The 24,107-nt window shown below is 66.3% G+C and carries 29 protein-coding genes; 7 read left to right on the forward strand and 22 right to left on the reverse strand.

Annotated features, from left to right (window positions below):
• Positions 1-3: 3 nt before the first annotated feature.
• From BMZ02_RS04565 to ilvN, 6 genes are all read right to left on the reverse strand, one after another.
• Complete coding sequence (locus BMZ02_RS04565) at positions 4-225, reverse strand: DUF2970 domain-containing protein (protein WP_091640254.1); 222 nt, start codon at positions 223-225, stop codon at positions 4-6.
• A 10-nt stretch (positions 226-235) separates the two neighbouring features.
• Positions 236-712, reverse strand: a complete 477-nt coding sequence (gene rimI, locus BMZ02_RS04570) for a ribosomal protein S18-alanine N-acetyltransferase (RefSeq protein WP_425425065.1) — start codon at positions 710-712, stop codon at positions 236-238.
• Positions 713-750: 38 nt separating this feature from the next.
• Complete coding sequence (locus tag BMZ02_RS04575) at positions 751-1,545, reverse strand: uracil-DNA glycosylase (RefSeq protein WP_091640257.1); 795 nt, start codon at positions 1,543-1,545, stop codon at positions 751-753.
• On the reverse strand, positions 1,545-2,312 hold the full coding sequence (gene pssA, locus BMZ02_RS04580) for a CDP-diacylglycerol--serine O-phosphatidyltransferase (RefSeq protein ID WP_091640259.1): 768 nt from the start codon (positions 2,310-2,312) through the stop codon (positions 1,545-1,547). Before pssA ends, BMZ02_RS04575 begins: the two co-directional genes overlap by 1 nt.
• A 128-nt stretch (positions 2,313-2,440) precedes the next feature.
• Positions 2,441-3,457 carry a ketol-acid reductoisomerase gene (gene ilvC, locus BMZ02_RS04585; RefSeq protein ID WP_091640260.1) on the reverse strand — a complete coding sequence of 339 codons (1,017 nt, stop codon included), beginning with the start codon at positions 3,455-3,457 and terminating at the stop codon, positions 2,441-2,443.
• A gap of 67 nt (positions 3,458-3,524) precedes the next feature.
• A complete protein-coding gene (ilvN, locus tag BMZ02_RS04590) occupies positions 3,525-4,019 on the reverse strand; it encodes an acetolactate synthase small subunit (protein WP_091640262.1) in 495 nt (164 codons plus the stop codon).
• 242 nt (positions 4,020-4,261) lie between these two features.
• Here ilvN and BMZ02_RS04595 point away from each other — a divergent pair, with 242 nt between their 5' ends.
• The 3 genes from BMZ02_RS04595 (at position 4,262) to BMZ02_RS04605 (ending at position 7,115) form a co-directional block, all read left to right on the forward strand.
• Entirely contained in the window at positions 4,262-4,693 is a 432-nt protein-coding gene (locus tag BMZ02_RS04595; protein WP_091640263.1) for a DUF4124 domain-containing protein, read from the forward strand.
• A 117-nt stretch (positions 4,694-4,810) separates the two neighbouring features.
• The gene (locus BMZ02_RS04600; RefSeq protein WP_091640265.1) at positions 4,811-6,520 is read left to right on the forward strand and encodes a proline--tRNA ligase; all 1,710 of its coding nucleotides are present in this window, start codon (positions 4,811-4,813) and stop codon (positions 6,518-6,520) included.
• Positions 6,480-7,115, forward strand: coding sequence for a lytic transglycosylase domain-containing protein (locus BMZ02_RS04605; RefSeq protein WP_091640266.1), 636 nt, complete (start codon positions 6,480-6,482; stop codon positions 7,113-7,115). Before BMZ02_RS04600 ends, BMZ02_RS04605 begins: the two co-directional genes overlap by 41 nt.
• On the opposite strand, the gene trmH is transcribed toward BMZ02_RS04605, so the two are convergent.
• Positions 7,112-7,792, reverse strand: a complete 681-nt coding sequence (trmH, locus tag BMZ02_RS04610; protein ID WP_091640268.1) for a tRNA (guanosine(18)-2'-O)-methyltransferase TrmH — start codon at positions 7,790-7,792, stop codon at positions 7,112-7,114. The genes BMZ02_RS04605 and trmH overlap by 4 nt on opposite strands.
• A gap of 101 nt (positions 7,793-7,893) precedes the next feature.
• On the opposite strand from trmH, the gene BMZ02_RS04615 reads away from it, so the two are divergent.
• On the forward strand, positions 7,894-8,751 hold the full coding sequence (locus tag BMZ02_RS04615) for an SDR family oxidoreductase (protein ID WP_091640270.1): 858 nt from the start codon (positions 7,894-7,896) through the stop codon (positions 8,749-8,751).
• A 15-nt stretch (positions 8,752-8,766) separates the two neighbouring features.
• Here the strand turns inward: BMZ02_RS04615 and apbC are convergent, their stop codons facing one another.
• Positions 8,767-9,861 carry an iron-sulfur cluster carrier protein ApbC gene (gene apbC, locus BMZ02_RS04620; RefSeq protein ID WP_091640271.1) on the reverse strand — a complete coding sequence of 365 codons (1,095 nt, stop codon included), beginning with the start codon at positions 9,859-9,861 and terminating at the stop codon, positions 8,767-8,769.
• A gap of 101 nt (positions 9,862-9,962) precedes the next feature.
• Between apbC and BMZ02_RS04625 the strand changes: the two genes are divergently transcribed.
• Positions 9,963-10,643 (forward strand): ankyrin repeat domain-containing protein, encoded by a 681-nt coding sequence (locus BMZ02_RS04625; RefSeq protein WP_091640273.1) that lies wholly within the window; start codon positions 9,963-9,965, stop codon positions 10,641-10,643.
• Positions 10,644-10,656: 13 nt separating this feature from the next.
• On the opposite strand, the gene BMZ02_RS04630 is transcribed toward BMZ02_RS04625, so the two are convergent.
• From BMZ02_RS04630 to BMZ02_RS04650, 5 genes are all read right to left on the reverse strand, one after another.
• Positions 10,657-11,361, reverse strand: a complete 705-nt coding sequence (locus BMZ02_RS04630) for a Rieske 2Fe-2S domain-containing protein (protein WP_091640275.1) — start codon at positions 11,359-11,361, stop codon at positions 10,657-10,659.
• A gap of 89 nt (positions 11,362-11,450) precedes the next feature.
• Positions 11,451-11,993 (reverse strand): superoxide dismutase family protein, encoded by a 543-nt coding sequence (locus tag BMZ02_RS04635; protein WP_091640277.1) that lies wholly within the window; start codon positions 11,991-11,993, stop codon positions 11,451-11,453.
• A gap of 89 nt (positions 11,994-12,082) precedes the next feature.
• Complete coding sequence (moaB, locus tag BMZ02_RS04640) at positions 12,083-12,628, reverse strand: molybdenum cofactor biosynthesis protein B (RefSeq protein WP_091640279.1); 546 nt, start codon at positions 12,626-12,628, stop codon at positions 12,083-12,085.
• Positions 12,621-13,085, reverse strand: a complete 465-nt coding sequence (locus tag BMZ02_RS04645; RefSeq protein WP_091640281.1) for a molybdenum cofactor biosynthesis protein MoaE — start codon at positions 13,083-13,085, stop codon at positions 12,621-12,623. Before BMZ02_RS04645 ends, moaB begins: the two co-directional genes overlap by 8 nt.
• A complete protein-coding gene (locus BMZ02_RS04650; RefSeq protein ID WP_245753935.1) occupies positions 13,085-13,357 on the reverse strand; it encodes a MoaD/ThiS family protein in 273 nt (90 codons plus the stop codon). The genes BMZ02_RS04645 and BMZ02_RS04650 overlap by 1 nt, the downstream gene beginning before the upstream one ends.
• 139 nt (positions 13,358-13,496) lie before the next feature.
• Here BMZ02_RS04650 and BMZ02_RS04655 point away from each other — a divergent pair, with 139 nt between their 5' ends.
• Entirely contained in the window at positions 13,497-13,925 is a 429-nt protein-coding gene (locus tag BMZ02_RS04655) for a SufE family protein (RefSeq protein WP_091640282.1), read from the forward strand.
• A gap of 60 nt (positions 13,926-13,985) precedes the next feature.
• Here the strand turns inward: BMZ02_RS04655 and BMZ02_RS04660 are convergent, their stop codons facing one another.
• From BMZ02_RS04660 to BMZ02_RS04700, 9 genes are all read right to left on the reverse strand, one after another.
• A complete protein-coding gene (locus BMZ02_RS04660) occupies positions 13,986-14,969 on the reverse strand; it encodes an NADPH:quinone oxidoreductase family protein (protein WP_091640284.1) in 984 nt (327 codons plus the stop codon).
• A gap of 146 nt (positions 14,970-15,115) precedes the next feature.
• The gene (locus BMZ02_RS04665; RefSeq protein WP_091640286.1) at positions 15,116-16,123 is read right to left on the reverse strand and encodes an NADP-dependent oxidoreductase; all 1,008 of its coding nucleotides are present in this window, start codon (positions 16,121-16,123) and stop codon (positions 15,116-15,118) included.
• A 16-nt stretch (positions 16,124-16,139) separates the two neighbouring features.
• Positions 16,140-17,939: an acyl-CoA dehydrogenase gene (locus BMZ02_RS04670; protein WP_091640287.1), complete on the reverse strand. Its 1,800-nt coding sequence runs from the start codon at positions 17,937-17,939 to the stop codon at positions 16,140-16,142.
• A 22-nt stretch (positions 17,940-17,961) separates the two neighbouring features.
• Positions 17,962-18,723 carry a glucose 1-dehydrogenase gene (locus BMZ02_RS04675; protein ID WP_091640289.1) on the reverse strand — a complete coding sequence of 254 codons (762 nt, stop codon included), beginning with the start codon at positions 18,721-18,723 and terminating at the stop codon, positions 17,962-17,964.
• Between the two features lie 9 nt (positions 18,724-18,732).
• Positions 18,733-19,500, reverse strand: a complete 768-nt coding sequence (locus BMZ02_RS04680; protein ID WP_091640290.1) for an SDR family oxidoreductase — start codon at positions 19,498-19,500, stop codon at positions 18,733-18,735.
• On the reverse strand, positions 19,497-20,246 hold the full coding sequence (locus tag BMZ02_RS04685; protein WP_091640292.1) for a TetR/AcrR family transcriptional regulator: 750 nt from the start codon (positions 20,244-20,246) through the stop codon (positions 19,497-19,499). Before BMZ02_RS04685 ends, BMZ02_RS04680 begins: the two co-directional genes overlap by 4 nt.
• A complete protein-coding gene (locus BMZ02_RS04690; protein WP_091640293.1) occupies positions 20,243-20,944 on the reverse strand; it encodes a histidine phosphatase family protein in 702 nt (233 codons plus the stop codon). The genes BMZ02_RS04685 and BMZ02_RS04690 overlap by 4 nt, the downstream gene beginning before the upstream one ends.
• 83 nt (positions 20,945-21,027) lie before the next feature.
• Positions 21,028-21,729: a tRNA (adenosine(37)-N6)-threonylcarbamoyltransferase complex dimerization subunit type 1 TsaB gene (gene tsaB / locus BMZ02_RS04695; RefSeq protein ID WP_171909804.1), complete on the reverse strand. Its 702-nt coding sequence runs from the start codon at positions 21,727-21,729 to the stop codon at positions 21,028-21,030.
• 41 nt (positions 21,730-21,770) lie between these two features.
• Complete coding sequence (locus BMZ02_RS04700) at positions 21,771-23,048, reverse strand: MFS transporter (protein WP_091640297.1); 1,278 nt, start codon at positions 23,046-23,048, stop codon at positions 21,771-21,773.
• Positions 23,049-23,571: 523 nt separating this feature from the next.
• On the opposite strand from BMZ02_RS04700, the gene ectA reads away from it, so the two are divergent.
• Complete coding sequence (ectA, locus tag BMZ02_RS04705) at positions 23,572-24,102, forward strand: diaminobutyrate acetyltransferase (RefSeq protein WP_091640298.1); 531 nt, start codon at positions 23,572-23,574, stop codon at positions 24,100-24,102.
• Positions 24,103-24,107 lie beyond the last annotated feature (5 nt).

Below are 24,107 nucleotides of genomic sequence, written 5' to 3' on the forward strand. Positions count from 1 at the left end.
CGCTCAGACGCCGGCGCTGCTCAGCACCACGTTGACCACCACCACAAGCACCACGATCAGCACCACGGTGAAGATCACACCGCCGATGATGTAAGGCATCGGGCTGCCGCTCTTGAAATCCCGCTTGCGGGCTTCGTTGGTCTGGACGCCGAGCGCTCCCGCCAGCACGCTCTGGACGACTTCCCAGACTGTCGGCTTGCGCTGCTCGCCATCGTGGTCACTCATGTCCACTCCCTCATCCATCACTGTCCCCGTGCACATCACCCTGGCCGGCCTGCGACACACTCCCGAGGTCTCGCGCCAGGATCAGTGCATCCTCTCGCCGCCCACCCGCGACCGGGTAGTATTGCGGGCGCACACCCACTTCACAGAAGCCGTTGCGGTAGTAAAGATCCACCGCCCGACGGTTGGACGGGCGCACTTCCAGAAAGACCGTTTCCGCCCCCAGGCGCCGGGCATGCTCGATACCGGACTCCAGTAACTGGCGGCCGAACCCGCGGCCGTGGCAGGCCGGATCGACACACAGATTCAGCACATGGCCCTCACCGGCCACCACCGACATCACCAGGTAGCCGGAGACACGCCCCTCGTTCAGGAGCACCCAGCACCCGTAGCCGACGCGCAGGCAGTCACGGAACACGGCCGCGGTCCAGGGAAACGCGTAGGCGCTGCGCTCGATGGCCAGCACCTCCGGCACGTCGTGCTCGCGCATTCGGCGCATTTCCGGCGATTCCGCGGTCACCACCGCATTCATGCCGTTCCCCCTTCACCTGATCGCGCGGGCACCAGCTCGCGCAGCCGTTTGAGGTCGTCCCACGCTTTGGCCTTGTCGGCCGGCGAGCGCAGGAGATACGCCGGATGATAACTCACCACCACCGGGGTGGCGTGGGTCTGCAGCGTATGGACCTGGCGGCGGAGCATGCGCAGCGGGCGTTCGTCACCCAGGAGGTTCTGCGCCGCGATACGGCCCACCGCCAGGATGACAGCGGGCTGGACCAGCTCGATCTGACGCGCCAGGTAGGGCCGGCACGCCTCCACCTCCCGAGGATCCGGGTCGCGATTCCGGGGCGGACGACACTTCAGCATGTTGGCAATGAAGACCTGTTCCCGGCCATAGCCCAGCGCCCGCAGCATGCTGTCCAGCAACTGCCCGGCACGCCCGACAAAAGGCTCGCCCTGGCGATCCTCCTCCGCACCGGGCGCCTCACCGACCACGAGAATGTCGGCGTCCCGGCGGCCAACGCCGAAGACCGTGCGCGTGCGGCTTTCGCAGAGGGAACACCGGGTACAGCCGGCCACGGACTCCGCCAGCGCCTCCCAGTCCATGGACTCGATGCCGGTTTCGGCCGTGGCGTCGGGTGGGGCGGGGGCGGTGTCAGCGGCAGGGGCCCCGGGGCGCGACGCCTCCTCCGCGGTCGCGGTGACCGGCGTTACCGGCTCCGGTTCCCCGACGTCGGGCACCGGGTCGCCCTGTGCCTCCGCCTCGCGGCGCACCCAGACGTCCACTCCCATGCGTTGCAACAGCTGCAACCGGCGGTTGTCCATTACGGTCCCCGGCGCGCACCAACCCGCTGGCGCCGCCGCTGCACGAGCGTCATGCCGGGGCCGGAGAGCGCGTAGACAAGAAACCCGATGAAGAGCACCAGCGGCGGATGAACCGAGGCAAAGGCGATGACCACCACCAGTGCCACAAGAAAGATGAAGGGGACACGGTAGCGGAAGTCCACTTCCTTGAAACTGTAGTAACGGAAGTTGCTGACCATGAGCAGCCCCGCCCCGACCGTGATCATCAGGGCAAACACCTTGGCGGCGCTGCCGTCGAACCCGAGCGAGGTCCCGAACCACACCATGCTCGCAAGCCCGGCCGCTGCCGCCGGGCTTGGCAGCCCCTGGAAGTAGCGCTTCTCGGCCACCCCCGCCTGGGTATTGAAGCGGGCCAGACGCAGGGCGGCACAGGCGGCATACGTGAAAGCGCCGATCCAGCCCAGTTTGCTCCAGATGGTCCCCAGCCCGGCCAGATCACCCAGGGCCCACTGATACATGATCAGTGCCGGCGCCAGACCGAAGCAGACCATGTCCGACAGGCTGTCGAACTGCACACCGAAATCGCTCTGGGTATTGGTGAGGCGCGCGACCCGGCCGTCCAGCCCGTCCATGACCATGGCCACGAAGATCCCGATGGCCGCCAGATGGAACTCGCCGTTGATGCCGGAGATAATGGCGAAGAAACCGAAGAAGAGGCCTGCGGTGGTGAACAGGTTGGGCAGTAGATAAATGCCCCGCCGTCTTTTGGGTTGCTGCTCTACGGCCATGCCGGGTCGATCCGCTCAGCTGGAGAAAGCAATGTCGGCAGGCTCCGACAATAACATAGATGCGGTCGGGCCAAGGGGCCCGAAGCGGCCCCGGCCCCCGTTGCAGGGGCCGGGCCCGGCCGTGGCACTCAGTTCTTGCTGCGGTCCACCAGCTGCTTCTGGCGGATCCAGGGCATCATGTCCCGCAGCTTCTCGCCCACCACCTCGATGGAGTGCTCGCGGGCGATCCGGCGACGCGCCTTGAGGGTCGGCGCATTGGCCTGGTTCTCCAGCATGAAGTCGCGGGCGAAGGTGCCATCCTGGATGTCCTGCAGGATTTCCTTCATCGCCTTGCGGGACTCCTCGTTGATCACGCGGGGACCGCTGACGAAATCACCGTACTCCGCCGTGTTGGAGATGGAGTAGCGCATGTTCGCAATACCGCCCTCGTAGAGCAGATCCACGATCAGCTTCACCTCGTGCAGGCACTCGAAGTACGCCATCTCGGGGCTGTAGCCCGCTTCCGTGAGGGTCTCGAAGCCGCCCTGGATCAGCGCGGTCAGACCGCCACACAGCACCACCTGCTCACCGAACAGGTCGGTTTCCGTCTCTTCACGGAAGGACGTCTCGATGATGCCGGCGCGGCCGCCACCCACGGCGGAGGCATAGGAGATGGCCACTTCCTTCGCCTGACCGGAGCTGTTCTGCTGGATCGCCACCAGGCAGGGCACGCCGGCGCCCTCGACATAGGTGGAACGCACCAGGTGGCCCGGCCCTTTCGGTGCCACCATGACCACGTCCAGATCGGCGCGCGGCTCGATCTGGCCGTAGTGGATGTTGAAACCGTGGGCGAACGCGATGGTGGCGCCCTTCTTCAGGTTGGGCTCGATGCTGTCGCTGTAGATCCGCCCCTGGTGCTCGTCCGGGGTGAGAATCATGACGAAGTCCGCCTGCTTGGTGGCCTCTTCGACGCTGGCCACATCCAGGCCGGCGGCGCGCGCCTTCTCGGCGGACGCGGAGCCTTCACGAAGACCAACCACCACGGAGGCACCGGACTCCTTCAGGTTGTTCGCGTGGGCGTGACCCTGCGAGCCGTAGCCGATAATGGCCACCTTCCGGTTCTGGATGATGGAAAGGTCGGCGTCCTTATCGTAGTAAACTTTCATTCTGCCCCCGTTACAGTCAGGTTGAATTCGTCGCGTTGAGTCGGGTCGCGGCTGTCCAGTGTGCCGATCAGACCCGCAGGTGTTTCTCGCCCCGGGAAATCCCGATCACGCCAGAGCGCACCACCTCGAGAATGGTGTTGTGGCCCAGCGTGTCGATGAAGGCGTCGAGCTTGGCGCTGTTCCCGGTCAGCTCCACGGTGTAGATGCGTTCCGTCACGTCGAGGATGCGGCCACGGAAGATATCGCTGAGGCGCTTGATCTCTTCCCGGGACTCACCGGAGGACGCAGCCACCTTGACCAGCATCATCTCCCGCTCGATATGGCTGCCCTCGGTCATGTCCATGACCTTCACCACATCCAGCAGTTTGTTGAGCTGCTTGATGATCTGTTCGATGATGCTGTCGTCGCCGATCGTCACCAGCGTCATGCGCGAAAGTGTAGGATCGTCGGTGGGCGCCACCGTCAGACATTCGATATTGTAGCCCCGCGCCGAGAAAAGGCCGGCCACCCGGGACAGGGCACCGAACTCGTTCTCGACCAGGATGGATATGATGTGCCGCATAAATCCAGGAATCCGTCCAGCGTTCCCGCCGCGGGGCCTGACAGACCGCAGCGGATCGACATGGCCAAGGCGCCCGACGGCAGTGGCAAACGCATGAGAAACAGCCCACGGGCAAACCGCCAGGGGCGCCACCTGTTACGGCCGGCGACGCACACCGCAGCCCTTGCCCGGGAACCGGTGAAAGGGGGCAAAATTACTGTGGATCACCAGGGACGTCAAGGCGACAAGGAGTTGATAGACCCATGAACAGACTGATCTTCACAAGCCTGGCCCTGCTGGTGGCGACGACCGCCAGTGCCGGCATCTACCAGTGGACCGACGACGACGGCCACGTCCACTTCGGCGAAAACCCTCCCCCCGAGGTGGATGCCGAACGCCTGGACGGCGCCCCGGGGCCGGCAAGCCAACCCGAGGAACCGGCAACGGACGACGACCAGGCGGACTCGGGGCCTTCGGACGAACCGGCCGTCGAGGAGGAGTCCGGGGCCGATGAAGAGCAGCCGGAAGGCGTGCTGGCCGAAGCGTGCGAGGACGCCCGGCACAATGCGGAAGTCTATGCCGACGAATCGGTGCGCCGGGTGCAGACGGAAGACGGCGACGTCCAGATCCTGGAGCCGGAGGAACGGGAAGCGCGGCTCGATGAAGCGCAGACGTTCCTGGACGAGCACTGCTGACCGGCGACCCCGGCTCGATTCGCCGATCTTCGCTCGCGGCGCGCCGGTGGGGTATTCTGTGCGGCCCGGCCGGACACGGCGCCCGTTCCATTCGTCAACAAGGAATCACAATCACCGATGCGACTGTCGCGCTTCCCACTGTCGACCACCAAGGAAACCCCCGCGGATGCGGAGATCGTCAGCCACCAGCTGATGCTGCGCGCGGGCATGATCCGCAAGCTGGCCGCCGGCCTGTACACCTGGATGCCACTGGGGCTGCGCGTACTGCGACGTGTGGAAACCATCGTGCGTGAAGAAATGAACCGCAGCGGCGCCGTGGAGCTGCTCATGCCGGCGGTACAGCCGGGTGAGCTGTGGGAAGAGACCGGCCGCTGGGACAAGTTCGGTCCCCTGCTGCTGCGCTTCCAGGACCGCCACGAGCGCAACTTCTGCTATGGCCCCACCCACGAGGAAGTGATCACCGACCTGGTGCGCCGGGAGATCCGCAGCTACAAGCAGCTGCCGCTCAACCTCTACCAGATCCAGACCAAGTTCCGCGACGAGACCCGCCCGCGGTTCGGTGTCATGCGGGCCCGCGAGTTCCTGATGAAGGACGCCTACTCCTTTCACCTGGACCACGACTCCCTCGCCGAGACCTACCAGGTGATGTACGACACCTACAGCCGCATCTTCGAGCGCACCGGACTGCACTTCCGCCCGGTGCAGGCCGACTCCGGCGCCATCGGCGGCAGCGTCTCCCACGAGTTCCACGTGCTGGCCGACTCCGGCGAGGATGCCATCGTCTTCTCCGATGGCAGTGAGTATGCCGCCAACGTGGAGCTGGCGCCGACCCTGCCGCCAACACGGCCGCGTCCGGCCCCGGCCGCCGACATGACCACAGTGCCGACCCCCGGCGTTCACACCATGGACGAACTGGCGGCGTCCCTGGACGTGCCCCTGGAGCGCTGCCTGAAGACGCTGCTGGTGCGCGGCACCGACACCCCGGTGGTTGCCCTGCTGCTGCGCGGCGACCACAGCCTGAACGAGCTCAAGGCCGAGAAGCACCCGGCCGTGGCCGCGCCGCTGACCATGGCCGACGAGGCGGCGATCCGCCAGGCCGCGGGGTGCGGGCCCGGCTCCGTGGGGCCGGTGGGCCTGGACGTGCCGTTGATCGCCGATCACGCCGCCACGGTCATGGCCGATTTCGTCTGCGGGGCAAACCGCGACGGCGAGCACCTGACCGGCGTCAACTGGGCGCGCGATGCCGGCGAGCCCCAGCCCGCCGATCTGCGCGATGCCGGCGCCGGCGACCCCAGCCCCGACGGCAAGGGCACCCTCGGTGTCGCCCGGGGCATCGAGGTGGGCCACATCTTCCAGCTCGGCACCACGTACAGTGAAGCCATGGACGCCACCGTGCTGGACGAAAACGGCGCCAGCAAGCCCGTGGCCATGGGCTGCTACGGCATCGGCGTCTCCCGCATCGTCGCCGCAGCCATCGAGCAGAACCACGATGCCAACGGCATGATCTGGCCCGAGGCCATCGCCCCGTTCACCGTCGCGGTGGTGGGCATCAACATGAACAAGTCGGAGAAGGTTGCGGCCGCCGCCGAGCGCATCTATCAGGCGCTGCTGGACGCCGGTGTGGATGCCCTGCTCGATGACCGGGACGCCCGCCCGGGCGTGAAGTTCGCCGACATGGAACTCATTGGCATCCCGCACCGCATCGCCATTGGCGAACGCGGGCTCGATCAGGGCACCGTGGAGTACCGCGGACGCCGCGACACGGACAACCAGGACGTCGCCGTCGATGACGTGGTGGACCATCTGCTCGCCAGGCTCGGGCAGTAAGCCCCGCCGGCAGACCGGCCTGCGGCTGGGCCTTCTGGCGCTGGCCCTGGCCCTGATCGTGCAGCCGGCCGCTGCCCGGGAGGACGCCGACCGGCAACCCGTGGAGCCGGAACTCCGCGAGCGGCTCAAGCAGGCGGTGGACGAGTCGGAGAGTTTCGAGAACCGCTACGTCGCCCAGGTCTGGCTCATGGACATGAGTCAGCGGCTGGCGAGCCAGGTGCCGGACGCAGACCAACGCCTCGAACTCCTGCGCATGATCCACTTCGAAGCGACGCGCGCCGAACTCGACCCGGAGCTGGTGCTGGCCGTGATCGAGGTGGAGAGCAATTTCAACCGCTACGCCATCTCATCGGTGGGCGCCCGCGGCATGATGCAGATCATGCCGTTCTGGCTCGACGAAATCGGCCAGGACGACGACAACCTGTTCGACATCCAGACCAACCTGCGCTTCGGCACGACCATTCTCCGCCACTACCTGGACAAGGAGAACGGCAACCTCACCCGCGCGCTGGCCCGCTACAACGGCAGTCTCGGCCAGACCTGGTACCCGGAACGGGTCTACCGCGCCATGGAGCGGCGCTGGTACGCCCATTAGGATGCATCCACCCCCTGGAGCGCTTCGATACCGCCGACAACATGCCCTTCATCGTCCAGTTCCGGGTAACGCAACCCGCGCTGGCGACAGTAGCGGGCGATCTTCGGCTGGACCCACTCGAACAGCGTCCGCCGGTAGGTCTCGTCATCCAGCCGGCGCTGGTCGTACAGGCCCGCTTCCAGCCGCTGGCGCTGCGCCTCGTAGAGCACGACCGCCGCGGCGACGGACACGTTCAGGGAGTCGGTAAAACCAGCCATGGGAATGCGGATGGCGGTGTCCACCTGCGCCAGGGCGGCCTCCGGCACTCCCAGCTTCTCCCGACCCAGAACCAGCGCCGTGGGGCGGGTGTAGTCCACCTCCCGGAAATCCACGGCTTCGTCACACAGGTGCGCGGCGACCAGCTGAAAGCCACGATCCCGCAGCGCGCGACACCCCTCGGCCACGTCGGGGTGCTGGTGTAAACGCACCCAGCGCTGCACGCCGGCCGCCGCCGTGCGCTTGATGACGAGGCGCCCGTCCTGGCCGACACTGTGGATCTCCCAGGCGCCAACGGCGTCGCACGTGCGCATGACGGCGGAGACGTTGTGCTCCTTGTGGACGCCCGCCATGACGGCGGTAAGGTCGGGCTGGCGCTGGTTCAGCACCTGCTGGATTCGTTGCAGACGACTCGCACTCATGGGCGTGGTTCCAGTAGCATCCCGGGGCATTGGCAGCCCGCGCGGCGGCGCGGGAAACGCCGTATTCTACGACAACCGACGAGACAACCAGAGGATGCGTCATGGCGAACGTACTCATCGCCGGCTGTGGTGACCTGGGCGGCGGCGTTGGCGAACGGCTGGCGGCGGAGGGTCACTCGGTATGGGGACTGCGGCGCCGCCCGGAGCTGGTCCCGGCGGCGATCACGCCCGTGGCAGGCGACTTCTCCCGGCCCGACGGGCTGCCGGAGCTGCCCCCCGATCTGGACACGGTCTACTTCATCGCAACACCGGGGCGCTTCGAGGACGAGGCCTACCGGCTCGCGTTCGTCGAAGGCATGCGCAACCTGCTGGCGCAGCTGGACGCCCAGGCGCAGTCGCCCCGGCGCATCATCATGGTCACCAGCACGGCCGTGTACGGCGTCACCGATGGCAGCTGGGTGGATGAGGACACGCCCACCGAGCCGGACGGGTTCTCCGGCAAGCGCCTGCTGGAGGCGGAGACCCTGTTGCGGTCAAGCCGGCACCCGGCGGTGATCCTGCGTTTCGGGGGCATCTACGGGCCGGGGCGGACGCGCATGCTGAAGAAGGTGCGCAACGGCGACCCGGTGGTGGCCGAGCCACCCCAGTACACCAACCGCATCCACCGGGATGACTGCGTGGGCGCCCTGCTGCACGCGTTCACGCTGGCGGATCCCGCGCCGGTCTATCTGGGCGTCGACTCCACCCCGTGCACCCAGGTGGAACTGGTGGACTGGCTTGCGGAGCGCCTTGGGCTGCCGCCCTGCCCCCGCACCGAGGGCAGCGCCGGTGGCGTGCGCAGCAGCAACAAGCGCTGCCGCAATCAGCGCCTGCTCGACAGCGGTTACCGCTTTCTCTACCCGGACTACCGCTCGGGCTACGAAGCGATGCTGGCGGCAGAAGCCGGGGACGCGCCGTAGCGCGGCACCCGGGACTCAGCTTTCCTTGTTGACGACGATCTTCGGGAAGCGGCTGCCCTTGTCCGTGGACTGCTGCGACAGCTTGCCACCGACCCGTCGCGCCATCTCGCGGTAGGTCTCGGCGGCGGCGCTGTCCGGCTCCGAGATCACCGTGGGCTTGCCACCGTCGGCCTGTTCACGGATGTGCAGCGACAGCGGCAACGACCCGAGCAGGTCCACCTCGTACTGCTCCGCGATGCGGGCACCCCCGCCGTCGCCGAAGATGTGCTCCTCGTGGCCGCACTGGCTGCAGATGTGGGTGCTCATGTTCTCGATCACGCCGAGCACCGGCACGTTCACCTTCTCGAACATGCGCAGCCCCTTGCGCGCATCCAGCAGTGCGATGTCCTGGGGCGTGGTCACGATCACGGCACCACTGACGGGCACCTTCTGCGACAGGGTCAGCTGGATGTCGCCGGTGCCGGGCGGCATGTCCACCACAAGGTAGTCCAGCTCCTGCCAGTTGGTGTCCCGCAGTAGCTGTTCCAGGGCCTGGGTGACCATCGGCCCACGCCAGACCATGGGGGTTTCCTCGTCGATGAGAAAGCCCGACGACATGACCTGCACGCCGTAGTTCTGCAAGGGCTCGAGCTTCTTGCCGTCGTGGGAATCGGGTTTGCCGCTGATGCCCATCATCCGCGGTATGCTGGGGCCGTAGATGTCAGCGTCAAGAATGCCCACGCGCGCCCCTTCCGTGGCGAGCGCCAGTGCCAGATTGACTGCGGTGGTGGACTTGCCGACGCCACCCTTGCCGGACGCAACCGCGATGATGTTCTTCACCCCCTGGACCAGGGACGTGCCGCTTTGCGTACCGTAGGTCTCCACGGCGGAACGGATGCCAACCTGGACCTCGTCCACGCCGTCCAGCTCCAGCACCGTCTCCTGCACGGCCTGGCGCAGACCCGGCTCCCACCGCTTGGCCGGGAACCCGAGAACCAGATCAATGGCGACCCTGCTGCCGGCGACGCGGATGTCTTCAACGCAGTCCGCCGCAACGAGATCCTTGCCCAGATGGGGTTCCGTGTACGCCTGCAACCGGGCTTCCACGTCCGTCCGGGTTACTTCGCTCATACCAACCTCCGCCGGGCCCGTGCGGGTTGTGCTTGCATTCCCGCCACGGGTGTTATTTGCTTGGTGATCACTGTGTTCTTGCAAACGGGAATCCAAAATCCATGATAACGCATCGTGTGCGGTTCTTGGCGTTTCCATTGCTGCTTTTCGTCGCCTCGGCACCGGCTCCGGGGCATCATGACGGTGATCATGCCTCGGAGAGCGCTCTGATCGACGCCGTGCGCGACGCGGATACCGGGCAGGTGGCGGCGCTACTCGATGACGGGGTCAACGCGGATGCCGCCATGGACGCGGGGGAGCATGAGGACAAGACCGCGCTCATGTGGGCCGCCGAGTCGGGGGAGCTGGCGCTGGTGAACGCGTTGCTTGAGGCGGGGGCCAGCGTCGACGCCCGCAACGCCAAGGGCGGCACCGCACTCATGTATGCCGCCGTCAACGGCCACGCGGCAACGGCGGAGCGCCTGATCGAGGCCGGGGCGGACCCGAACCACACGGTCCGTCACGGCTGGAATCCGGTGCTGCTGGCTGCCGCCAAGAGCCACGGGGAGACGGTCACCCTGCTGGTGGAGCATGGTGCTGACAAGGACGCCCGCGACGTCTACGGCTGGACGCCCCTGATGCGCGCCGCGGAGCGGGGCGACCGCGACATGGTGCGCACCCTGCTCGATCTGGGCGCGGACGCTGGCGCCGAGGACAACGCCGGCAACTCCGTGGAGACCATTGCCCGCCGCAGCGGCGCGGACGAGGTGCTGAGCCTGCTGCGCCAGGCACGCCGCAGCTGAGCCGGCCCGGCGCTCAACAGCGCATGACGTTCCCGCTGAACTGCGACATGGGCAGCACTTCCGAGTAGTCCCTGACCCGGGCATCGGGCTCACCACCGGGATACTCCATGGCGAGCCGCGCCTGGAACTCGTCGAAGAAGCGCTGAAACAGCTCGCCGCCGAGTGTCCCCGTGGCATAGAGCCCATCGTCGTCCGCGTCGTGCTCCAGCAGCACCGCCGCCAGCGGCTGCTCCGCCGGCCCCGAGACCACATCGCCGCCCGCGTAGGGATCGTACACGCTGTTCTCGGCGCAGCAGGTGATCTTGCCGCCGTTGGCGCCCTCGCCGGGCTTGCGGAAACCGATGTAGCTCACCTGGGAGGTGGGGTGGGCCATCTTGTGGGCACAGATGGCGGAGAATGCGACCAGCGAGCCGGCCGGCCCCACCCCGCCGGGCCAGTCGTATGTGGCCCCATCCCGGGTACGCAGACCGTTGCGCGCCTCGACGGACCGGCCGAGATCCAGAAGGAAGCAGGGGGTCGCCTTGTAGGGGTAATGAAAAACGTAATTCCGGCCTTCCTCGACGTCGCCGGCCCGCAGGGGCTCCCCGCGTCCATCGACGAGCCGCACGGACTCATAGCGGCGCGGTGTTGCCTCGCCATTGGCAAACAGCCAGTTCGGCCCGGCCCCAAGACACCCCACACCAACAGCGCACGCTGTCACGAAGCTTCTGCGACGCATAGGCACCCTCTCACCATAGGGGCCATCCCGGGCCAGATTGTCCTGCAGATGACGCGAGGGCGCCGCGGCGGGCGCCCTCGCCGTGACGATCAGTCGTCGGATTCCACCACACCACACGCGATCCGCGCACCGGCGCCACCGATGGGCTGGCTCATGTGGTCGTCGGGCGCTTCGTGGATAACCAGGGCGGTGCCATCCTCATGCATCATGTTGGCGCCGACACTGCCGTCCAGGCTGACCCGCTCGTTGAACATCTCGGCCATGGCAGTGCCATCGTCGTGGACGTAGAAGTTGGGCAGATCGCCGGCATCGGGGCCTTCGGGGTTCATGAAGCCATGCTTGGCATCGTCCGGGTTCAGGTGCCCGCCGGAGGCCTGGAACCCATCCTCGTGGTCGTGGCACTCACCCTTGGCATGGATGTGAATGGCCTTCCAGCCTTCGGGAAGATCACTCAGTTCCAGATTGATGATTACGCCAACAGGCCCCTGCTCGATGCGCGCGTGACCGACGACCTCGCCGTCGTTATCCAGGAACTCGGCGCTCGCCTGGGGCGTATCCTCGACGGCGTGGGCCTGCATGGCCAGCGGCAACGTCGCTGCCGCGCAGATGAGTAGAAGATGACGTGGCTTCATGGGGCCTCCATGGGTGGTCTGTATTGTTCGCTGTTGTTCAATCTACAGCATAGCCACCGCCGCCGCCCACACAACCGCGCCACCGGGCGTCAACGGTGCAGATGCTCCCGGAGCCGGGGGATCAGGGACACGAAGTTGCAGGGTTTGTGACGGCGATCCAGTTGTGCCAGCAGAATGCCGTCCCACGCCGTGGCGCAGGCGCCCGAGGAGCCCGGCAGCACGAACACCAGCGTGCCGTTGGCGACGCCACCGACGGCACGGGACTGGATCGTGGAGCTGCCGATCTCCTGCCAGGACAGGTGGCGGAACAGCTCGCCGAAACCGCTCACTTCCATGTCCAGCAGCGGCGTGACGGCCTCGGGGGTGGTGTCGCGCCCGGTAATGCCGGTGCCGCCGGTGCTGATCACCACCTTGACGCCTTCATCGGCGATCCAGCGGGAGACCACCGCGCGCACCTGGTAGACGTCGTCACGCACCAGCGCGCGATCGGCAACGGTGTGGCCGGCGGCGGTAATGCGGCCGGCAAGCAGGTCGCCGGACTTGTCGTCGTCAACGGTGCGGCTGTCCGAGACGGTCAGCACCGCGATGGGGAGAGACACAAAGCCGCTCGCGTCCGGTGTCACGGCATCACTCATGGTCACCGCTCCCCCGCCCCGACTCCGCCACTTCGGACGTCTCCAGGGGCACACCGTCCTGATAGCCACTGCTGCCATCGGTGTAGAAGTCCTCCTTCCACACCGGCAGACGCTCCTTGAGGGTATCGATGGCGTACTGGCCGGCGTTGAAGGAGTCCGCCCGGTGCGCGGAGCGCACTGCCACCAGCACGCTTGCCTCGCCAATCCCGAGCTCGCCGATGCGATGCATGATGCGGCACTCCGCAACACCGAACCGCTGCACCGTCTCCTGCTCCAGCTCTTCCAGTACCTTTTCGGCCATGGGGCCATATGCGGTGTAACGCATGCCCGCAACGCCGCGCCCCTGATGGTGGTTGCGCACAACCCCACCGAAGACCACGAATGCGCCGCAGGTGTCGTTCTCGGTCTCCGCCAGAAGGGTGTTCACGTCCAGCGGAGCTTCGGTAATCCGCTGCATCACGCGCTCCTCCCTTGACCGGGGCCGCCACCACCACTGACCGGGGGCAACAACACCAGGGGCTGGCGCGGATCCACTGCGTCAGACCGCCGCACCAGGCTTTCGCCCTGGGCACAAGCCACCCTCGGCAGGTGCGCGGAGAGCGCCGGCACATCCTGACGGAGCCGGGTCAGCACCTGATCCACGGTGATGTCGTCATCCTTGAGGTCCACCTGCAGTGACCGCGTTCCCGCCACCTGCTGCAACACGCCGTAAAACTGGATATCCAGCATTGCACCTCCACGTCAGGACTGCGCCATCGCGGCCCGCCGGCCGACGACGCCTTCATGGCACGAGTATGCCACAGCTCCCGGCGACGCCCAGCGCCCTTATGTTATGGTGGAGCCTCAGTTGTGAACCGAGTGCTGCGCCATGGAACTCCAGGACCTCGTCGACACCTTTGAATTCCTCGATGACTGGGAAGACCGCTACCGGCTGCTCATCGACATGGGCCGGGATCTGCCGGATTTCCCCGACGAGGCGCGCACCGAGGCGAACCGGGTGGACGGCTGCACCAGCAATGTGTGGCTGATCACCGACGTGGAAGAGACCACACCGCCCCGGCTGCACTTTCGCGCCGACAGCGATGCCTTCATCGTCAAGGGATTGGTAGCCATCCTCCTGAAGGCGTATTCCGGCCGCACGCCGCAGGAGATCATGGATACGGATATCGAGGGCCTGTTCAATCAGCTGGGGCTCGGCAAGCAGCTCACCCCCAACCGGCGGGACGGGTTTTTCGCCATGGTCAAGCGTATCCACGGACTGGCAGCCAGCCACTCGGACACCCCGGCAAACGCCTGAATCTGCTGCAGGTCGTGCACGGCACGGTGTCGCCGCATCGGGCGACGACACCGCCCGGTATCAGCTCCGGCCCGTGGTGAGCACGATCTTGCCGGTGGCCTCACGGCTGAGAAGCCCGTTCAGGGCATCCGCGGCCTGATCCAGCGGGAATGTCTTCCACACATGGGGCTTGAGCTTGCCCTCGGCGTGCATGGCGAAGAGTTCCTGGAAGTTGGTGGCGTTGTCCTGGGGCTGACGACGCACGAAGTCTCCCCAGAACACACCCACGACGCTGGAGCCTTTCAGCAGCGGCAGATTCGCGGGAATCTTCGGAATGGTGCCGCTGGCGAAGCCGATGATTAGCAGCCGACCGTTCCAGTTGATGCACCGCAGGGCCTGCTCGCACGCCTCACCACCCACCGGATCGTAGATGACATCGGCGCCCTTGCCACCGGTGAGCTCTTTCACCTTGTCCTTGAGGCTGCCCTCGCTGTAGTTCACCAGCTCGTCGGCCCCGTGCTCGCGGGCCACTTCCAGCTTCGCATCCGAGCTGGCCGCGGCGATCACGCGCGCGCCCATGGCCTTGCCCAGCTCCACGGCCGCAAGGCCTACACCACCGGATGCGCCCAGCACCAGCAGCGTCTCGCCGGCAGCCAGGTTGGCGCGCTGTTTCAGGGCGTGATAGGAGGTGCCGTAGACCATGGGAAAGCCGCTGCCGGTGACATAGTCCATGGTCGACGGCATGGGCAGAACGCGGTCGGCGCCGATGACCACTTCCTCGGCGAAGCCGCCCCAGCCGGTGAGCGACATCACCGGGTCACCCACCTTGACGCTGGTGACACCGGCGCCCACTTCCAGCACTTCACCCGCCACTTCCGAGCCGGGCGAGAACGGCAGGTCCGGCTGGATCTGGTACTTGCCCTGGATGATCAGCGTGTCGGGGAAGTTCACGCCGCAGGCGTGAATGCCGATACGGACTTCGTTCTCGCCCACGGCGGGGCTTGCCACGTCCTCGGTCACCAGGGATTCCGGTGGTCCGTGCTCCTTGCAGAGTACTGCGCGCATGGTGGTGTCTCCTCGATCGTCTATGGTCGTGTCTTGCATGGACATGGGTTGGTGGACCTGAAGGTCCACCCTACGGTTCTATGATCGTGCGTTGCATGGGCACACGATGGTGACCCCGGAGGTTCACCCTACGGTGCCTGCGGTCGTCAGTCGTCCTGCACCTTGATCACCAGCTTGCCGAAGTTCTCGCCCCGGAAGAGCATCATCAGGTGCTTCTGGAAGTCGTCGATACCGTGCACCACGTGCTCTTTCGCCTGCAGCTTGCCCTCCTGGATCCACTGGGCCATCTCCCGGGCCGCCTCGCCGTAGCGCTTGGCGTAATCGAACACCACGAAGCCCTCCATCCGCGCCCGGTTGACCAGCAGCGCCATGTAATTGCGCGGCCCCACCAGGGCGTCGGCATTGTTGTACTGGGAGATGGCGCCGCAGAGCACCACGCGGGCGTTCAGCCGCAGACGTGACAGCGCGCCCTCCAGGATCTCGCCGCCGACGTTGTCGAAGTACACATCCACGCCTTTCGGGCAGGCACGCTTGATGCCCTTGCCCGCGGGCTCGGCCTTGTAATCCACCACGTCGTCGAAGCCCACCTCGCGGGCGAAGTTGCACTTGTCCTCGCCACCGGCAATGCCCACGGCGGTGCACCCCTTGATCTTGGCGATCTGGCCGACGGTCGCGCCCACGGCACCCGCGGCACCGGAAACCAGTACGGTGTCGCCTTCTTTCGGCTGACCGACGTCCAGCAGGCCAAAGTAGGCGGTCATGCCCGGCATGCCCAGCACCCCCAGGTACCGCTCCAGCGGCGCGATGGACGGATCCACCGTGTGGACACCCTTGCCGTCGGACACGGCGTAGTGCTGCACGCCGAACATGCCACTGACGTAGTCGCCCTCACTGAAGGCGCTGTTCCGGGAGCTGATGACCCGGCCAATGGCGCCGGCACGCATCACGTCGCCCAGCTCCACCGGCTCGATGTACGAGCGGCCCGCGTTCATCCAGCCGCGCATGGCGGGGTCCACGGACAGGTAGAGCACCTTGACCAGGAACTCGCCCTCGCCCGGCTCGGGCATCGGCGCCTCGGCCACCTCGAAAATGTCCGGGGCGGGCTCGCCCTCGGGACGCTGGATCAATTTGACCTGACGGTTGTTGTCACTCAATGGTCTCTCCTCGGTTTCAGAACCAGTCCTCGCGCATGGCGAGGCAGGTGTCGTCGAGCCCCTGCAGCAGGCGGCTCTGATGCTCGATCCGGGGCAGCTCCCAGCGCAGGTAGTAGCGCGCCGCCTGGAGTTTGCCCTGGTAGAAGGCGGTGTCGTCGGCATGGGCGTCCGGGAGTGCGCGCGCCGCCACCGTGGCCTGACGCAGCCACAGCCAGCTGACGACGAACCGGCCCATGAGGTCCAGGTAGACGGAGGCATTGGCCATGACGCGCTCGGGTCCCGCGCTGCCGAACGCCTCGCCCAGCGCCCTGGCAGTGGCCGTCACCGTGCCCATGGCCTGCTCCAGGTCGGCCGCCAGCGGCGCCGTCTCGTCATGACCCCGGGCTTCTTCGACTGCCGCACTCACGCGGGTAAGCAGCGCCTTGAAGCCGGCACCGCCGTTCTGGTGCATTTTCCGCCCCAGCAGGTCCATGCCCTGAATGCCGTTGGTGCCCTCGTGGATGGGGTTGAGGCGGTTGTCGCGATAGAACTGCTCTACCGGGTAGTCCCGGGTGTAGCCGGCACCGCCGAGCACCTGGATGGCCAGATCGTTGGCCTTGCAGCCGTATTCCGCAGTCCACGACTTCACCACCGGGGTGAGCAGGTCCAGCAACTCCTGCGCCTCGGCGCGGCTCGCGGCGTCGGGGCCGGTGCTGGTGTCATCGAACAGCGAGGCGGCGTAGAGGCACAGCGCCATGCCACCCTCGGCATACGCTTTCTGCTCCAGCAGCATGCGACGCACGTCGGCGTGCTGGATGATGGGAATCTGGCCGCCCTCGCCCTTGGCCGTCACCGGCCGGCCCTGGGGGCGGTTGCGGGCGTAGTCGAGGCTGTGCAGGTAACCGGTGTAGCCCAGCAGGGCCGCACCCACACCCACGCCGATCCGCGCCTCGTTCATCATGTGGAACATGTAGGCCAGGCCCTTGTTGGCCTCGCCCACCAGATAGCCGTGGCAGTCGCCGTTGTCGCCGAAGTTGAGCACCGTGGAGGTGGTCCCGCGATAGCCCATCTTGTGCAGCAGCCCCGCCAGGGTGACGTCGTTGGGCTCGGCCGGATTGCCGTCGGCGTCCAGGCGGTACTTGGGCACGATGAACAGGGAGATCCCCTTCACCCCCGCCGGTGCACCCTCGATGCGCGCGATCACCATGTGGACGATGTTGTCGGTGATGTCCTGCTCGCCACCGGAGATGTAGATCTTGTTGCCGACAATGCGGTAACTGCCGTCGTCCTGCGGGATCGCCCGCGTGCGCAGGTCGCCCAGCGAGGACCCGGCGTGGGGCTCGGTGAGGGCCATGGTGCCGGAGAAGCGGCCGTCGAGCATGGGCGGCAGCCAGCGCTCCTTCTGCTCGGCGCTACCGTGAGCGCTGAGCAGGTTGCCGGCCGCCACGGTGAGGAACGGATAGGCGGCGGTGGAGACGTTGGCGGCGAAGAAATAGCCGTGACACGCCTGCTGGATGGTCGTGGGCATCTGCATGCCGCCGTCTTCGGCGTCGTGATGGGCGGCCAGGAAGCCGGCCTCGGCAAACGCGTGCCACGCCGTCTTGGTCTCGGGGATGGTCTCGGCCCGGCCGTCCCGGAACACCGGCTCGTTCTCGTCGCCCTTGCGGTTGTGCGGGGCGAACTGCTCTTCGGCGATCTGCCGGGCCGTCTCCAGCGCGGCGTCGAAGGTCTCGCGGCTGTGTTCGGCGAAACGCTCGCGCTGCGTCAGGGTCTCGACGCCCAGCAGCTCATAGAGCTGGAACCGCAGGTCGCGGCTGTTGATCAGCATTTCGTTCATGGATGTCGTCCCGGTTATCGCGCTATTGCGCGGTCATGCCGCCGTCGACGGCAAGTTGATGGCCATTGACGAAACTCGCCGCGTCCGAGCACAGCCAGATCACCGCCTCGGCCACTTCGCCCGGCTCGCCGAGCCGGCGCATGGGCGAGTTGCGAACGAGTTTCTCGGCGAGATCCGGACGCCCGGTCAGGGAGCGCTGGAACATCTCGGTGCGGATGGTGCTGGGGCACACGGCGTTCACCCGCACGCCCATGCGGCCGTACTCCAGCGCCGCGGTGCGGGTGAGGCCGACGACACCGTGCTTGCTCGCGGCATAGGGCCCGAGCAGCGGCGCGCCCACCAGCCCGGCCACCGAGGCCAGGTTGACGATACTCCCCCGCCCCTGCCGGACCATCTGCGGCAGCTCGTGCTTCAGGCACAGCCACACGCCCCTGAGATTGATCTCCTGGATGCGGTCCCAGTCTTCGTCACCGACGTCCGCGAGGGCCTGCAGGCCATGCTCGACGCCGGCATTGTTCACCGCACAGTCAAGCTGGCCGTGGGCCTCCACGATGGCCTGCACGAGGTCACGGACTTCGTCGGGCTCGCGCACGTCCAGGGGCAGAAAGCGGGCATCCACCCCCTGTTCCCGGGCGGCCGCGGCGGCCTTCTCGCCTTCCTTGCGGAGGATGTCCGCAATCACCAGGGTGGCGCCCCGCGCCGCCAGGCGCTCGACGATGGCCCGCCCGATCCCGGACGCACCGCCGGTGACCAGTACCACCTTGCCCTTGAAGTCCCCGACCATGGCGCCTCCTCAGGCCAGCAGGCCACCGTCCACGTTGACGCAGGTTCCGGTGGCGTAACTGGACGCGTCGGAGGCGAGATACAGGATGGTGCCGGCCATCTCCTCGGGCTCGGCATGGCGCTGCATGGGGATGGCGGTCATCACGCCCTTGCGCACGTCGTCGTTCTCGAACAGCGCCGAAGCGAACTTGGTCTTGGTCAGACCCGGCAGCAGCGCGTTGCAGCGGATGTTGAACTGCGCGCACTCCTTGGCGAAGGCCTTGGTCATGTTGATCACCGCCGCCTTGCTGATGGAGTAGATGCCCTGCATGTTGCCGGGGCTGACGCCGTTGATGGAGGCGACGTTGACGATGCTGCCACCGCCCTGCTCGCGCATGATCTTCCCGGCTTCGGTGGACATGAAGAAGTAGCCGCGCACGTTGACGTCCACGGTCTTCTGGTAGGCCCCCAGGTCGGTGTCGAGGATGTGCCCGAAGTAGGGGTTGGCGGCGGCGTTGTTCACCAGGATGTCGAGCCGGCCATGGGCCTCGCGGATGTGATCGAAGATCGCCGTGATCTGCTCCATGGTGCCCACGTGACAGGCGAAAGCCGAGGCTTTGCCGCCGTCGGCGCGGATGCTCTCGGCCACCTCTTCGCACACTTCCTGCTTGCGGCTGGAGACGATCACGTGGGCGCCATGCTGGGCCAGCAGTCGCGCACTGGCCTCACCGATCCCGCGGCTGGCACCGGTCACCAGGGCCACGCGGCCGGTCAGGTCGAACAGGTTCTTCTGCGTCATTGGTGCTTCTCTCCCGTAACGGTTGTCGCCGTCGCTGCCGGTTCGAGGCGGACGACGGCGGACTCAACGAATGCGATCATGCCATCAGCGTAGCCGTCCGCGCTGATGTTGCGCCGACGATACTTCCAGCGCTTGAGGTACCACTCCTGCAACAGCGGCTTGATCAAGGCCGCAGTGAACTCGGGATCCTCGATCCCGTATGCACCCTGGGCGATCCCCTCTTCCAGCAGGCCGATGATCAGCCGCTCCGTGCGCAGCTCACCGGCAATGGCGCGTTCGCGCGCGTCGCGATCAAAATGGCGGGATTCCATGTAGGAGAAATAGAACCACGGCTGCAGCACCTCGGTGACGTACACATGCGTGCGCAGCACGTGGCGTAGCCTGGCAACCGGGCCAGTCACCGTGTCCGGGATGCGCAGGGTCCGGTCCACCACGACCTGGCCGTAGCTGAGAATCATCCCCAGCAGGCGATCCTTGCTTTCAATATAGGAATACAGCGACCCCATGCTGATGCCGGTCGCCTCGCTGAGGTCGCGCACGCTGGTCGCCTGGAATCCGCTCTGGTTGCTGATTTCCAGCGTCTTCTCGAAGATCAGCCCGAGCTTGCGCAGGGCCACGGCCTCCGACTTGATGCGGATGACGTCCTGGTGGCGCTCGTAGACTTCCCGCAGGAACTCCTCCTGCCGGCTGCAGAGCGCACGACGGAACGCGGGAAAGCCCTCGCTGCCTGTTGCCACCGCAGTCATCGGAACGTAATCATCTCGGCAAAATCAGGGTGTTCCAGGTGAGGCACGGCGTTGAAGTCCGTGAGACTCGCCCCGTTGCAGCTGCCGAAGCGCAGGCGCGTGAGGGAGCTGTTGTAGATGGTCCACCCCAGCCGCACCGCGGCGTGATCGTCCATGCCGAGAACACGCCCCACGAGCACGCCGATCACCCCGGCCGAGGTCACCACGCCCAGCCGGGCTCCGCGGGGGTGATCCCGCACCAGCTCATCGAGCGCCCCGCTGCAACGCTCACGGAACGTGGGCCACGGCTCCAGCCCCTCGGCGGCGGGCAGGCGGCTGTCCACCCAGGCGGTCATGGCTTCGGCATAGAAGCGCTGGAAGACGCGGCGGTCGGAGTTGAGCAGTTCGCGATCCGGCATGCTGTCCGGATCCTGCTGCCGCAGCCGGCGGGCCCAGGCCCGCAGCACGGGCTGGTGGGCAAACTCGTCGAGGCATGCGGATTCGCGCCACTCGGGCGCGAGCTGGCCGCTCATGAGAATGTCTGCCGTGGTGCGCTGACGGTGGAGCATGCCGCAGTAGATCACGTCGAAACGCATGCCCAGTGCACGCCAGTGGTCGCGCAGGCGCAGGGACTGCTGGCGACCGGTCTCGGAGAGACGGTCATAGTCGTCGCTGCCGAACGACGCCTGGCCGTGACGGATCAGGTGGATCTCACTCATTGACGATCATGCCCCCAAAAAATAGAGCGAGCGCTCGCTCTATTTTTAGAGCATTTCTTTCCGGGCCGCAACCTGGTTGCCGCTCAGCCCGTGACCCGGTCGCGGAGATAGACCGGCACGGCGTCGCGGGCCGCGACCGTATCACCCAGGGCGATACGATGGTGGGCAAACGGCAGCAGGTCGCGGGCATCCGGCAAGGTCACGTCATCTGTGGCGCCCGGCGCACCGCTGCGCACGGCCAGGGCCTCCGGATAGGCGGACCAGCCAGTCCCCACCGCGGTGAAACCGCCCCAGCCGTCCGGCACGACAACATCACCCGGGGCACACACGCGGTCCTCGACCACGGCGTGCATCAGGCCGGTGTCATCGTCCCGGGCGTAGCATCCCCAGTACACTTCGCCCATGCGCGCATCCAGCGCGCTGCAGACACGGGACGCCCCCTGGCGGCGGGCTGCGCCCTGAGCCATCACCGCCAGCGTGGACACCCCGATCACCGGCACCCGGCCACCCCACGCAATCCCCTGCACCGCCCCCGCTGCGATCCGCAGGCCGGTAAAGGCGCCCGGGCCGTGACACCAGGCCAGGCCAGCCAGGTCGGCAACACGAACCTGGAGCTCCTCCAGCACCTCGTCCACGAGGCCAAGCAGCCGGGCCGCGTGCTCCCTGGGCATGACGCCGCCACGGCACGCGATACGCCCACCCGCGGACAACGCCACGGTGCAGGCGTCTGTCGCCGCGTCCACGGCGAGAACGGGCGCGTCAGCCTGCGGTTCGTTGGTATTCATGTCCTGCACTCCTGGCCCTGGGCAACGGCTACCGGGCTGCTTCATTCATCGTCTGCAAACTCGAATTCGAACTCCAGCTGATCGTCTTCCCCCTGGGGATCCAGCCCGGCCCAGTACGGCGTCGAGTGGGCCGCCTGGGGCGTGGCCGTGTACCGCTCCTGGGTCTCCACCTCGATGGACTCACCCACAAGGTCGCGGTACCACCCGAACAGGGCGATCAGTACGGTCACCACCGCCAATCCGAAGAACAGGCCGTGGGCGCCCGTAAACCCCATGAACTGGGACAACGCCACGGGGCCAATGATCATGCCGATCCCATGCACCAGCAGCAAGGTGGCGCTGGCGGGAACGCGCTCGTCCGGCTCCATGAAGTCATGGGCCAGCGCAAGGGCCAGGGCATACATGGTGAAATTGGTGCCACCCCAGACCACAGCAACGGGGATGACCGTCCAGGTCGGCTGCCCCTGCATCGCCACCATGGTGAGGCTGGAACCGGCAACCAGCAGTGCCACCACCACTATCATGCGACGGCGGTCATAACGATCGGACAACCGACCGATCAGATACTGCAGGAACAGACCACCCAGCACGGCCGACCCCATGAAGGTGCCCACCTCGCCGGAGCTGAATCCCACATCCACGGCAAACGCCGGCCCCAGCGCGAAAAAGGAGCCGTTGGTGACGCCCGCACCCATGGCCGTAATGGTCGCCAGCGGCGAGATCCAGTAAAGCTGCCTGAGCCCGATGCGGCCCGTGGGCCTCAACTCGGGCGACGGTACACGTGCCAGGGCCACGGGGATGAGGGCCGCCGCCAGCAACATGGCCGCCAGGCTGAACAACTGGTGGCCGGACACATCGCCCACGCCGAGGAGGAACTGGCCCGAGCCGAGCGCCAGCGACGACACAACCACGTAAACACCCAGCACCTGGCCCCGCACCTCTCGAGGCGTGCGATCGTTGAGCCAGCTCTCCGCCACCATGTAAAGACCGGCGATGGAGAAGCCAAAGACGACACGCATCACCGCCCACAGGACCGGGTCGAGATGGAGCCCGTGAACAAGCGCCGAACAGGCCGCGACCGCAGCCAGGGCAGCGAACACACGGATATGCCCCACTTTCTGGATAATACGGTCGCAGACCAGAGTGCCCAGCACGAAACCGACCGAATAACACGCCATGACCAGACCGATAACGGAGGCGGAGTACCCCTCCACCCCGAGTCGTACGGACAATAACGTGCCGAGCAACCCACCCCCGAGGAGCAGGATCCCAACTGAAACGAACAGTGCCCCCAGGGAGGCCAGGGTCGGAACCATCATCTGCTGCGATCGCTCGTGAAATCCGTTTGACGGGCTGCGCGCACCGCGGCGCCGTTCCCGCGGCAATAGTCCGCCCCACGCGCGCCGCAGTCAACCGCCGGGTGGCCACGATGTGACGGACTCCGTAAAAGAAAAGAAAGCGTTAATGCAGAAACTAATTGTCACCCTATTAATTAAAAGGAGAATTGAAAAATAAATCAAAAAAAATAGCTATCTAAACGACCCGGAAAATGAAAATCCACACTTGACGAGCAAGGAAAAGAATGCTTGAATAACCGCCGAACTGAAACCGAGAGGCCAATCGTTGGCTTACCGCACAGCACCTGTTCCGACCACGTCGGCTGGTAGCCGGATGCACCTCCCAAGATCTCGTTTCGAGGTCTCTTCCCGCGACCTGACGCCTGCCACTGGCGACCTGAGTGCCGTCGTGTCCGGCAACCGGGCATTGGCGTCGATCTGCCGTCAGCACGTGCGTGCTGCCTGCCGGCCGTGAAATATTGGCAACCCATCGGGGATTGATAGCGTGAGCGGCAACGAACTCAAACCAGTGCAGTTTCGTAATCCCACTGTGGAAGACGGCGCAGAAATCTGGCGCGTGGTGAAAGAATCGGGAGTACTGGATCTGAACTCGGCCTACATGTACATGCTGCTGGCCAGGGAGTTCAGCGGCACATGCGTCGTGGCGGAGAACGAAGGACGCATCGTCGGTTTCGTCACCGGTTTCCGCCCGCCACAGCGGCCGGACAGCATCTTCCTGTGGCAAGTGGGCGTGGATGCCAGCATGCGCGGCCAGGGCCTTGGCAAGCGACTGCTGCGCGCCTTCCTGCAGAGCCCGGGAGCGGCGGGTGCAACGACGCTGGAGACCACGATCTCGCCGTCCAACGACGCCTCCAGAGCCCTGTTTACCGCCATCGCCCGGGAGCTCGACACCGCCATCAGGCCCACCGAGGGCTTCCGGGAAGACCAGTTTCCGCCGGAAGGCGATCACGAGGCCGAAGAGTGGTACTTCATCGGCCCCTACGACGCGGACCGGCCCAATCAACTCAAGCCGTGAGGACA

Origin of the sequence: Aquisalimonas asiatica (genome assembly GCF_900110585.1) — a bacterium.
GTDB classification, from domain to species: domain Bacteria; phylum Pseudomonadota; class Gammaproteobacteria; order Nitrococcales; family Aquisalimonadaceae; genus Aquisalimonas; species Aquisalimonas asiatica.

What these genes read in the sequence shown, in the direction of transcription:
- BMZ02_RS04565 (WP_091640254.1), bottom strand. Translation starts at nt 225, where the DNA reads ATGAGTGACCACGATGGCGAGCAGCGCAAGCCGACAGTCTGGGAAGTC.
- rimI (WP_425425065.1), bottom strand. Translation starts at nt 712, where the DNA reads ATGCGCGAGCACGACGTGCCGGAGGTGCTGGCCATCGAGCGCAGCGCC.
- BMZ02_RS04575 (WP_091640257.1), bottom strand. Translation starts at nt 1,545, where the DNA reads ATGGACAACCGCCGGTTGCAGCTGTTGCAACGCATGGGAGTGGACGTC.
- pssA (WP_091640259.1), bottom strand. Translation starts at nt 2,312, where the DNA reads ATGGCCGTAGAGCAGCAACCCAAAAGACGGCGGGGCATTTATCTACTG.
- ilvC (WP_091640260.1), bottom strand. Translation starts at nt 3,457, where the DNA reads ATGAAAGTTTACTACGATAAGGACGCCGACCTTTCCATCATCCAGAAC.
- ilvN (WP_091640262.1), bottom strand. Translation starts at nt 4,019, where the DNA reads ATGCGGCACATCATATCCATCCTGGTCGAGAACGAGTTCGGTGCCCTG.
- BMZ02_RS04595 (WP_091640263.1), top strand. Translation starts at nt 4,262, where the DNA reads ATGAACAGACTGATCTTCACAAGCCTGGCCCTGCTGGTGGCGACGACC.
- BMZ02_RS04600 (WP_091640265.1), top strand. Translation starts at nt 4,811, where the DNA reads ATGCGACTGTCGCGCTTCCCACTGTCGACCACCAAGGAAACCCCCGCG.
- BMZ02_RS04605 (WP_091640266.1), top strand. Translation starts at nt 6,480, where the DNA reads ATGACGTGGTGGACCATCTGCTCGCCAGGCTCGGGCAGTAAGCCCCGC.
- trmH (WP_091640268.1), bottom strand. Translation starts at nt 7,792, where the DNA reads ATGAGTGCGAGTCGTCTGCAACGAATCCAGCAGGTGCTGAACCAGCGC.
- BMZ02_RS04615 (WP_091640270.1), top strand. Translation starts at nt 7,894, where the DNA reads ATGGCGAACGTACTCATCGCCGGCTGTGGTGACCTGGGCGGCGGCGTT.
- apbC (WP_091640271.1), bottom strand. Translation starts at nt 9,861, where the DNA reads ATGAGCGAAGTAACCCGGACGGACGTGGAAGCCCGGTTGCAGGCGTAC.
- BMZ02_RS04625 (WP_091640273.1), top strand. Translation starts at nt 9,963, where the DNA reads ATGATAACGCATCGTGTGCGGTTCTTGGCGTTTCCATTGCTGCTTTTC.
- BMZ02_RS04630 (WP_091640275.1), bottom strand. Translation starts at nt 11,361, where the DNA reads ATGCGTCGCAGAAGCTTCGTGACAGCGTGCGCTGTTGGTGTGGGGTGT.
- BMZ02_RS04635 (WP_091640277.1), bottom strand. Translation starts at nt 11,993, where the DNA reads ATGAAGCCACGTCATCTTCTACTCATCTGCGCGGCAGCGACGTTGCCG.
- moaB (WP_091640279.1), bottom strand. Translation starts at nt 12,628, where the DNA reads ATGAGTGATGCCGTGACACCGGACGCGAGCGGCTTTGTGTCTCTCCCC.
- BMZ02_RS04645 (WP_091640281.1), bottom strand. Translation starts at nt 13,085, where the DNA reads ATGCAGCGGATTACCGAAGCTCCGCTGGACGTGAACACCCTTCTGGCG.
- BMZ02_RS04650 (WP_245753935.1), bottom strand. Translation starts at nt 13,357, where the DNA reads ATGCTGGATATCCAGTTTTACGGCGTGTTGCAGCAGGTGGCGGGAACG.
- BMZ02_RS04655 (WP_091640282.1), top strand. Translation starts at nt 13,497, where the DNA reads ATGGAACTCCAGGACCTCGTCGACACCTTTGAATTCCTCGATGACTGG.
- BMZ02_RS04660 (WP_091640284.1), bottom strand. Translation starts at nt 14,969, where the DNA reads ATGCGCGCAGTACTCTGCAAGGAGCACGGACCACCGGAATCCCTGGTG.
- BMZ02_RS04670 (WP_091640287.1), bottom strand. Translation starts at nt 17,939, where the DNA reads ATGAACGAAATGCTGATCAACAGCCGCGACCTGCGGTTCCAGCTCTAT.
- BMZ02_RS04675 (WP_091640289.1), bottom strand. Translation starts at nt 18,723, where the DNA reads ATGGTCGGGGACTTCAAGGGCAAGGTGGTACTGGTCACCGGCGGTGCG.
- BMZ02_RS04680 (WP_091640290.1), bottom strand. Translation starts at nt 19,500, where the DNA reads ATGACGCAGAAGAACCTGTTCGACCTGACCGGCCGCGTGGCCCTGGTG.
- BMZ02_RS04685 (WP_091640292.1), bottom strand. Translation starts at nt 20,246, where the DNA reads ATGACTGCGGTGGCAACAGGCAGCGAGGGCTTTCCCGCGTTCCGTCGT.
- BMZ02_RS04690 (WP_091640293.1), bottom strand. Translation starts at nt 20,944, where the DNA reads ATGAGTGAGATCCACCTGATCCGTCACGGCCAGGCGTCGTTCGGCAGC.
- tsaB (WP_171909804.1), bottom strand. Translation starts at nt 21,729, where the DNA reads ATGAATACCAACGAACCGCAGGCTGACGCGCCCGTTCTCGCCGTGGAC.
- BMZ02_RS04700 (WP_091640297.1), bottom strand. Translation starts at nt 23,048, where the DNA reads ATGATGGTTCCGACCCTGGCCTCCCTGGGGGCACTGTTCGTTTCAGTT.